Source organism: Arthrobacter sp. ov407 (assembly GCF_900102895.1).
Lineage (GTDB): Bacteria > Actinomycetota > Actinomycetes > Actinomycetales > Micrococcaceae > Arthrobacter.
In genome coordinates, this window is sequence record NZ_FNGD01000017.1 from 68166 (window position 1) to 76931 (window position 8766).

Annotated in this window: 9 protein-coding genes and 1 pseudogene; 9 read left to right on the forward strand and 1 reads right to left on the reverse strand. The window is 63.4% G+C overall.

Going from position 1 to position 8766, the window contains the following annotated elements; translation table 11 throughout:
- Positions 1-1188 precede the first annotated feature (1188 nt).
- Positions 1189-2229 (forward strand): HIRAN domain-containing protein, encoded by a 1041-nt coding sequence (locus tag BLS42_RS18320; RefSeq protein ID WP_176803535.1) that lies wholly within the window; start codon positions 1189-1191, stop codon positions 2227-2229.
- 149 nt (positions 2230-2378) lie between these two features.
- On the opposite strand, the gene BLS42_RS18325 is transcribed toward BLS42_RS18320, so the two are convergent.
- A complete protein-coding gene (locus BLS42_RS18325; RefSeq protein WP_090583729.1) occupies positions 2379-2939 on the reverse strand; it encodes a hypothetical protein in 561 nt (186 codons plus the stop codon).
- Between the two features lie 528 nt (positions 2940-3467).
- Between BLS42_RS18325 and BLS42_RS18330 the strand changes: the two are divergent.
- From BLS42_RS18330 to BLS42_RS18365, 8 genes and pseudogenes are all read left to right on the forward strand, one after another.
- Positions 3468-3821 (forward strand): annotated as a pseudogene (locus BLS42_RS18330) (CpaF family protein); the annotation flags it as partial.
- Complete coding sequence (locus BLS42_RS18335; RefSeq protein WP_090583731.1) at positions 3821-4675, forward strand: type II secretion system F family protein; 855 nt, start codon at positions 3821-3823, stop codon at positions 4673-4675. The pseudogene BLS42_RS18330 and the gene BLS42_RS18335, both read left to right, overlap by 1 nt.
- Positions 4672-5613: a type II secretion system F family protein gene (locus BLS42_RS18340; protein ID WP_090583733.1), complete on the forward strand. Its 942-nt coding sequence runs from the start codon at positions 4672-4674 to the stop codon at positions 5611-5613. Before BLS42_RS18335 ends, BLS42_RS18340 begins: the two co-directional genes overlap by 4 nt.
- A 98-nt stretch (positions 5614-5711) precedes the next feature.
- Complete coding sequence (locus BLS42_RS18345) at positions 5712-5963, forward strand: hypothetical protein (protein ID WP_090583754.1); 252 nt, start codon at positions 5712-5714, stop codon at positions 5961-5963.
- Between the two features lie 3 nt (positions 5964-5966).
- Positions 5967-6392 carry a TadE/TadG family type IV pilus assembly protein gene (locus BLS42_RS18350; RefSeq protein ID WP_090583735.1) on the forward strand — a complete coding sequence of 142 codons (426 nt, stop codon included), beginning with the start codon at positions 5967-5969 and terminating at the stop codon, positions 6390-6392.
- Between the two features lie 43 nt (positions 6393-6435).
- Positions 6436-6828, forward strand: a complete 393-nt coding sequence (locus BLS42_RS18355) for a hypothetical protein (protein ID WP_371129616.1) — start codon at positions 6436-6438, stop codon at positions 6826-6828.
- Positions 6829-6923: 95 nt separating this feature from the next.
- Positions 6924-7337, forward strand: coding sequence for a pilus assembly protein TadG-related protein (locus BLS42_RS18360; protein ID WP_090583738.1), 414 nt, complete (start codon positions 6924-6926; stop codon positions 7335-7337).
- Between the two features lie 159 nt (positions 7338-7496).
- A complete protein-coding gene (locus BLS42_RS18365) occupies positions 7497-8705 on the forward strand; it encodes a DDE-type integrase/transposase/recombinase (RefSeq protein ID WP_090581216.1) in 1209 nt (402 codons plus the stop codon).
- Positions 8706-8766: the final 61 nt, after the last annotated feature.

Here is an 8766-nt window from a genome sequence, read left to right on the forward strand (position 1 = left end):
GGTATTACTACTAAGCGCCTTGGTCTCTCGCTCTCGGCGGGGACAGCCCTCACGGCTGGCCCGGCCCATCGCTTTATCTCGTCTTGGAAACCATTCTGGGGACTTTCGCACCGGTTCCGGTTCCGGTTCCAAACCGTTCGCTGACGGCGCACGGGAGCTTCATTCGGTGTGTTCGGGATTAGTGCCCTCGATGAGTCAGACCAAACACAGCAAGCCCCCGCCCTCAGGGGCAGGGGCTTGCAGGGGGACCGCCTAGAGCTTACGGTTCCAGGTTCGGGACATGCTGTCGAAGACTGCTGCGTATCCGCTCGGGTTCACCCGAGACGGTTCAAGCCGCAGGAGTTCGCCGTGGCGGGCGGTCTCGGGCGAATTCTGTTTCGCCCGCACTACTTGCGACCACCCGACTTGTTATTGGTCCGGTCCACCAGTTTGTACGTTTCGCCGGGTGACGCCGTGGGCGGAAGGGGCTTGCCTTTTACGGAGGTGACTTCCGTAGAGCGGGCACCGCCTCGTGGGCCAACCACTTGGTACTGGCCCGAAAACGGGGTGGCCTGGCCGGGTTTGAAGTTGGGTGTCAATTCGATCTTCCAATCTGCTGTTGTTGATGCAGACGGACCCGACATATCTAACGGACACGCCGACGATTTACCGTCGAGAGTGCCACTAGGGGTAGGCTTTCGTAATCCGCTGGAATGGATACGAAAAGCCTCAGCCGAGCCACCTGCAAGTCCCCCCACGAGCAGGATGCTCCTGGGGCTTTTTCATGCTCAGAACGAGCCTGCGCTCGAACTGTATGTCGATACTACATGTAGTGCAAGAGCCTCACGCGGACCCCAAGATGATGTATTACAAGTATGTCATTTAACCCACCGCCAATCCACAGGAGAGGGCCCTCCAAATGTCCGGATTTCAGCCATTTTCGCGGACGAAATCCACACCCTGTGCAGTAGTTACCCACATTAATCACCCCCGCGTGTCCCGTTGATATGGGCGTGCCGGACACATGTGGAGTGGAACTAACGGACAGATTCCTCGCGCACGGAAATCGATGGCTACTAGCTCATGGGAGGACACGCGCCACCGGTAAGTTGCAGCCGGGTACGTTCCGATCAATAATCCAAGAACGCACATCAGCCCGGAGCGGCAAGCCGCCTTTCACCTGTTCGGGCTGTCACATTGGGGGACGCATTGGCTACTTACACACTGCCCGGATCAAACAACTTTCCAAACACCGAGGTAGTTGGGGAAAGTTGGCGCGAGAAGCAGATTGCCGCCGCCATCGGCGGCAAACCTAGGCTCGACAAAGAGGTCGAGCAGACCCTCCCGGCATTGTTGGTCCCCGAGCCTGACAATCCCTATGATCCGAATGCCATATCAGTTCGAGTGCGGGGTCACGTCGTCGGTTACCTATCGAAGGAAGACGCGGCCCGGTACCGGGATCCGATTCACCGGATTGCGGCCAGCGGTCACGAAGCCACCACTACGGCCCGCATCTGGGCAGTGGTACGGAAAAGCTATGACAATCAGGGGAAAGCCCGTTTCTTCTCCAGCGTCCGCGTAGCCCTGGGCGAGCCGCATTTGCTCGTCCCGAGCAACGGCAGGCCGCCGTCGGCCCACAGTGTCCTTCCGTGGGGCGGTGCGGTCCAGGTTCTCGGCGAGGAAGACCATTTCGACGTCCTGTTCAATCACGTCCCCAAAGAGGGACACGGGCTGGCCATTGTCACACTTCACAAGGACGTGCAGAGGCTCAAGAACGGCACCGAGAAACCCTTCATTGAAGTTCGCATTGATGGTGAGCGCATCGGACAGTTGAGCCCGACAACCTCGGCGCACCTTCTTCCGGTCGTTGAGCACCTTGAGGCGGCGGGTCTGCACCCCGCCGCTTGGGCCACCGTCAAAGGCTCAAGCCTCGCAGCCCAGGTCACAGTTCAGGCGGCTAAGGCAACCGAGGTATCCGATGAATGGCTCCACGGTTCCCCGTCGGAGTTCCCTGCATTGGTGGCTGAAGCCGCGCGCTATAGCGTGCCGCCTGCCTACGTCGAAGAAGAGACCCCGGACCGGAACGCCAGCTCGACATCCCCATCGAAGGGGACAACACCCGGTACCCGCGGTTCCGCGGCGGGCGGCAGCGGGTGCTTGGGACTAATCGCGCTCATTCCCGGAATCCTGACAGTGGCTCTCGTCAGGCGCGCTGTGCCCAAGCACCGCGCCCGCAAACCGAGCGAGTAGCAGCGCAGATCGAGAGTCCGGCGGTCCCACTCTGCCCAAGGAGCGAAGGTCCGCCGTGTCGAGAAGCTGGTTCAGAACGGTGTCGAGAAGCTGGTTCAGAACGCGCGCCGTGGCGCCGACGACGAGTGGCACGGGCACTACGTGCCCCGCTAACGCCTGCTCAGCAGGCCCGAACTGCGGTACTTCAACAGCTCGTTCTGGAGGGCCGCGCGAGTCTTGTCGCGGTTGTCTTCGAGCATCCCTAGATCGTGCCGAGCCAGGATGACGAAGTCGGTAGTCGCCCTGGTGAGAGCACGGGACGCCGTGTCCCATGCATCTTCCGCCTCGCTTTCGCCCTCCCTCATAACCCACAGAAGTGCCTTCATGCACTCGTCGGTCCTGGTCTTGATCTCTGACGAGGCCACGATCAACCGGGGCGGGGCCAGCATGTGAAGCCCGGAGTTTGCGAGGTAATAGGCGTTGATTGTGTCGGAGATCGCCTTGGCGGACTCCTCGCCTTCTATCACGAAGTCTCTCGTGCGCCCCATAGCGGACTCGAATTCAGCCAGGGCACGGAGAAAGTCCGTGTAGCCGGTCTGGCGCTGGTTGCGCCGCCACTGCTCCTGCTCAAGAGCGGCCTCCCTGCCGTGCTTGAAGAAGCCAAATGCGCTGTTGACAATCGCTGCGCCGACCGCGCCGCCAAGCAGGGGCCAGAGAAAGTTCAGATCCATTTGGCCCAACTTACACAACAAGAAGGGAGGCGGGTCATTTTGCTGTCGACAAGATGATCGGCCACGCCGTGCATCAGGGACGCCTAGCCGGAGAACTCTCACTGCGGGCCCCAATAGTCTGTTAGGACTCCTTAGGCCTTGTTGGCGTCGGCTCCACACCTTCTTCATATAGTGCTGTCACACGGCTGCGCCCGAGGGTCGCGAGGGTTTAGCCAAGTTCGAAAACTACATTCTGCCGTGCGCGTTTTGCATTGCGTTTAGCAACTGCAGATCTGCCGACGTCGACTGACGAGGATGAGGATTTCCGACGTTCGAGCGTTGAACGTCGGCTTGCTAGCAAGCCTCTTCTCCGGAGTAGCAACCTCGACTGGCTTGGTGGCGACGGCGAGGAAGAGTAAAAAGAAGACTGATTGGGCTCGCTGTGTTGGGCCGTTTCGGTGCCAGTTTGACCACGGACACTCCCGGCATCGAACTAGCCGGAGACGATTCAACATCCTCCTGAGGAAGCATCCTTGCTGTGCCTGAAAAAATTCCGGGCTGCCGGGGATGTGCACCGTGCATGCGAACTCCGCACACGATGCGGTGACAAAAATTTGTACGCTGCCGTTGCTCGCCGGAGACAATATCTCCAGCGCGTTCGTAGTTCCCACCGTAGCCTCTTGTATCGATTTGGTGGTCCATTGCAGCAGGCACGCCAACGGGCGCAGGCAGGTCACGGAGATCCTGTCACTGGGCCGCCGCGTGGAAAACGGGATCATCGAGTCTTCCATGGTGTTCACGATGTCGGACGGGCAGCTACTGCCCAAGGCCAACTCCATGCCCGCCGCGGAAAAGTTTGCCCGCTCCGGGTTCGACGTCGCGGCGCTGCTGGAGCAGCGCTGATGGCGCCGCTCCTCGGGATGCTGGGCGGGGCTGGTCTCCTGCTGATTTGGTGGTCCGCGTGGGAGAAGCCTGTGAGCGCGCGGCGGGCGTCCCGGACCAGTCGGCTTGAGGACCTCCTGCGGTCAGCGGGCATCGAAAAGGTCAGCGCGGCGGGGCTGCTCGCCTCGTGCCTTGGGGTCGGGGTATTCACAACTCTCGCGTTCTTCGCAATTACCGGGTCGTGGCCGATCTCAGGATGCTTTGGCCTGTTTGGCGGCTGGCTGCCGATGGCGATGGTCCGGTGGCGTGCGAGAAAGCGCACGGCTGTCCTCCGCCAGCTCTGGCCCGACGTCGTTGATCATCTGCGTTCAGCCATCAGGGCCGGCCTGTCATTGCCTGAGGCCCTTATCCAGCTTGGCGACAAGGGCCCCGCGGAGCTTCGCCATGTGTTTGTGGACTTCGGCTCCGACTACCGTTCGGGAGGCCAATTCGATCCCTCGCTCACCCGGCTCAAGGACCGTCTGGCCGATCCCGTGGCAGATCGGATCGTCGAGGCCCTCCGGCTCACCCGGGACGTGGGCGGCACGGACCTCGGGCGGCTGTTGGGCACCCTCGCCGAGTTCCTGCGGGAGAGTGCCCGGACCAGGAGTGAGCTGGAGGCGAGGCAATCCTGGACCGTCAACGCCGCCCGCCTGGCCGTCGCTGCGCCCTGGATTGTCCTGGTGTTGCTGGCCAGCCGTCCTGAGGCCGTGATGGCCTACAACACCCCGCTCGGTGCCGCGGTTCTTCTGGGCGGCCTCGCCGTCTCCCTGGTGTCCTACGCCATCATGCTGCGCATCGGTGCGCTGCCGGACGAACAGCGGGTCCTGCGATGACCGGGCTGATGGCGGCGGCCACGGTGTGCGGGGCAGTGCTCGGGGCCGGTCTCTGGCTGTTCCTCGTGCGGCTTCCCTTTATGCGCCCGACGACGTTCGTCGAACGTATCGGCCCGCAATTGAGAACCCACAACCTGGAATCCCGGCTCCTGCGGACCGCCCCGAGGAATCTCACGCCGTTTGGGCCGCTGGAACGAATCCTCCGCCCGGCGATCCGGGACAGTGGCAGAGCCCTGGGCCGGATCAACCTTGGCGCCACGGCGTTGAACCGCAGGCTGGCGCGCGCCGGCAGCGCCAAGACAGCAGTGGACTTCCGGGCTGAGCAGCTCCTGTGGGCGGCGGGCGGCTTTGTCCTCGCCGTCGGTGTTGTGGCGCTCGCCGGCTCGATCGGCCGCTTTAGCCCGTTCGTGGCCGTCGTGGCCGTCGTGGGGAGCGCGGTTGGCGGGTTCCTGCTCCGGGACTACCTGTTGGGCGCGCACATCAAGAAGCGGGAGACGCGGATGATGGCGGAGTTTCCCAGCATCGCCGAACTCATGGCCCTGGCTGTTAGCGCCGGCGAAAGCGCCACCGGTGCGTTGGACAGGGTCTGCCGCAGTGCCCGGGGTGAGCTCTCGCAGGAATTTGCTCGCGTCCTCGCCGAGACCAGGTCTGGAAAGCCCCTCGTGGAAGCCCTCCACGAGTTCTCGGCCAGGACTGATCAGGGGCCGCTGGTCCGTTTCGTTGACGGAATGATCGTGGCCGTCGAGCGCGGAACACCCCTCGCCGACGTCCTCCGGGCGCAGGCACAGGATGTAAGGGACACAGCCAAGAGGGAGCTCATGGAGTCCGCCGGCAAGAAGGAAATCGGAATGATGGTGCCGCTTGTCTTCGGGGTCCTTCCGCTTACGGTCATCTTCGCCGTCTTCCCTGGCCTGGTCGCAATCAGTCTCGGACTCTAGGAACCGCCAGCGAAGCATCGCGAACCAACAGAATCGAAAAATCAGGACTCCAGAAAAACAGTAAAACCATGAAACCAAAAACCAGGAAAGAGGACACGGTGAAGAACTTCGGAACTCGCGTGGCGTTGGTGGCCTGTGCGCTCAGCACGTTGACTTGGTGGTCTGATGCGTCGCGACCGCGGTTGGGCGACCGCCATGAAGCGGGAGCCGACCACGCCCAGCGCGGGGACGTCCCCGGCTGGGTCATGATTACCCTCATGTCGGCAGTCCTCGTGGCAGCCCTGCTCGCGCTCGCCGGTCCTGCACTTGAGGGACTCTTCAACCAGGCCATGGACAAGGTCGGACAGTAGCCAGTGGCAGCCCAGGTCGAGGGGAGCGGGCGCCACGGCAAAAACCTCCAGCGCAGCAAGGACGCTGAGCGCGGTGCCGCCGTCGTGGACTTCGTGCTGATCGGCGCGTTGCTCACCTTACTCTTCCTCGCGATCGTCCAGCTCACCCTGGTTCTTCACATCCGGAACACGCTGATCGACGCCGCCGCGTCGGGCGCCCGATACGGCACGTTGGCCGACCGCAACGACGGGGATGCCAAGGAACGGACGGTCCAGCTGATCACGGCGGCGCTCAACTCCGAGTTCGCGGGGGACGTTGCCACGAGCGAATCGACGTATCAGGGCATCCGCACGCTGGAGGTGACAGTCCGCGCACCGTTGCCGGTCATTGGCTTCATCGGTCCCCGGGCGCTCTTGGAGGTGAAGGGCCATGCGGCCATCCAGCCCTGAATGGTCACAGTCAGGGCTACCGTCGCCGGAACAGGGAAGTGCCGTGGTCGAGTTCGTCTTCTTGTCCTTGCTGCTGATGGTGCCGCTGGTGTACTTCATCATCACCGTGGGCCAGATCCAGGGCGGCTCGTTCGCAGTTGTCGGCGCCGCTGACCAGGCCGCCAAGGTCTACGTTGCCCAACCGGACGCGGCGAGCGGCCGGGCCGCTGCCGAGCAAGCCGTGGTGCTGGCGCTCGCCGACTACGGCCAACCGGCGGAAAATGCCAGCTTCGACACCCGCTGCGAGCCGGCCGACTGCCTGGCTCCCGGCTCGGCGGTGACGGTCACCGTCCACCTCACCGTGCCCTTGCCGTTTGTGCCGTTCAGCGATGCACTTCATCTGAACGCGAGCCAGCTCAGCGCATCGGCAACCCAGTTGGTGGGCAGGTTCCGGTGAGGAAACCTGCCGGCGCATCCCGGCACGCAGGGACCTGGCGCCCAAGGCCCCGGCGCCCCGGACACGAGCCCCGTGCCCGCCGGCAGGAGGGACAGGTGCTGGTGCTGAGCATCGGCTTCATTCTGATTGCGCTACTGGTCGCGACCGTCGTGGTGGCCGCGTCCAGCGTGTACCTCGAACACAAGAAGCTGCTCTCCCTCGCGGACGGTGCCTCGGTGGCCGCCGCGGACAGCTTCACCCTCGGCCAGCTCGGCAACGCCGGCGGGACACCGTCCGCCGTCCTGAGCGGAGCCCGGGTGCGCAGCGCCGCCGTCGACTATCTGGGCCGCCACGGCGCATTCGACCACTTCAGCGGCCTGACCGTGGCACCGTCCACGGGCAGTCCGGACGGTGCCACCGCCGTCGTGGTGCTGAGCGCGGCCGTGCACCCGCCGGTGGTGAACTTCCTGGTGCCGGACGGCATCCGGATCGAGGCGACGTCGACGGCGCGGTCCCGCCTCAGCCGCTGAGCTGTACCCATCACTCCTGTTGCCCTATCAGTAGATGCTGCCAACCCGGCCTCCAGACAACTATTGAGTCTCATGACTTAATGGACATTTCTGTCTCAAGACATCGTGGACAGTGTGTCTCAGGACATCGTGGACACTCGGACCGGTTTTGCTCGGGTCATGAGCAAAATGCACCCCGATATCAAGATCCGGCATTTGGTGGCGACATGGCCTGACGACGCCGAGAGGGGTGCGGTTTCACGGTTCTGCCGGCGTCATAAGGTGTCCCGGGCCTGGTTTTACAAGGTCCGGGCCGCGGCTGCCGCCGTGGGGCCGATCAGAGCCATGGGAACGGCCTCGACCAGGCCGGCGGCCAGCCCGGCTAAGGTCGATGCCTCGATGGCGGAACTGGCTCTCGCGACCCGGGAGTCCCTGAAGAGCCTCGGCTATGACCACGGACCGCTGAGCGTCGCCGCAAAACTGCGACGCCAGGGGGTCCGTCCGCCATCACGTGCCACCTTGGCCCGGATCTTTACCCGGGCGGGAGTCGTGGTCCCGGAACCGGGGAAGAAACCCCGCAGCGCCTACCAAAGATTCGTCTATCCGGAACCCAACGGGTGCTGGCAGATCGACTCCACGCAGTGGCTGCTGGCCGGCGGAGCCACGGTGGCCATTTTCCAGCTCATCGATGATCATTCCCGCCTGGCACTGGCATCTCTGGTCGCAGACGCAGAGACATCCGAGGCGGCCCTCCGGGTGGTGCGAATAGCTATCGATCGCCACGGAGTGCCCCAAAAGTTCCTGTCGGACAACGGGGCAGCGTTCAATCCCACGCGGAGGGGCCGCACCGGGGCCCTGGTGGAATACCTCAAAACCCTCGGCGTCGTGCCGATCACCGGCAAACCCTACAAACCCACCACCCAGGGCAAGAACGAACGCTTCCACCGGACCCTGCACACCTACCTGAACCGCCATCCCCGGGCCGGGACCATCGCCGAGCTACAGGCCCGTGTCGATGTCTTCGACACGTACTACAACACCGAGCGTGAACACCAGGCGCTGCCGCCCGGCACGACCCCGGCCGAGGCCTGGAACGCCACCGCGACAGCCCTGCCGCCAGAGCCCCCGACCCCCGAAACCCGCAAACCCGCACCCCGCCAGAGCGTGCAACGGAAGGTGGGGCGTCAGGGCGAAGTCACCGTCATCGGAATGCACTTCTACATCGGAACGAACCACGCAGGAGAACAGATCCACATCCTCTACGACGACGAAACCATCATGTTCTTCGACGCCCGCGGAACGGAAATCATCCAACACCCGCGCCCGCCCAAGGGAACCGTCTACATCAGCCGCAACGGCCCCACCAAGCAGCCGTCCACGAAGTCCTGAGACATGAACTGTCCACGATCAGTTGAGACATGAAGTGTCAACGATGAGGTGAGACATCACA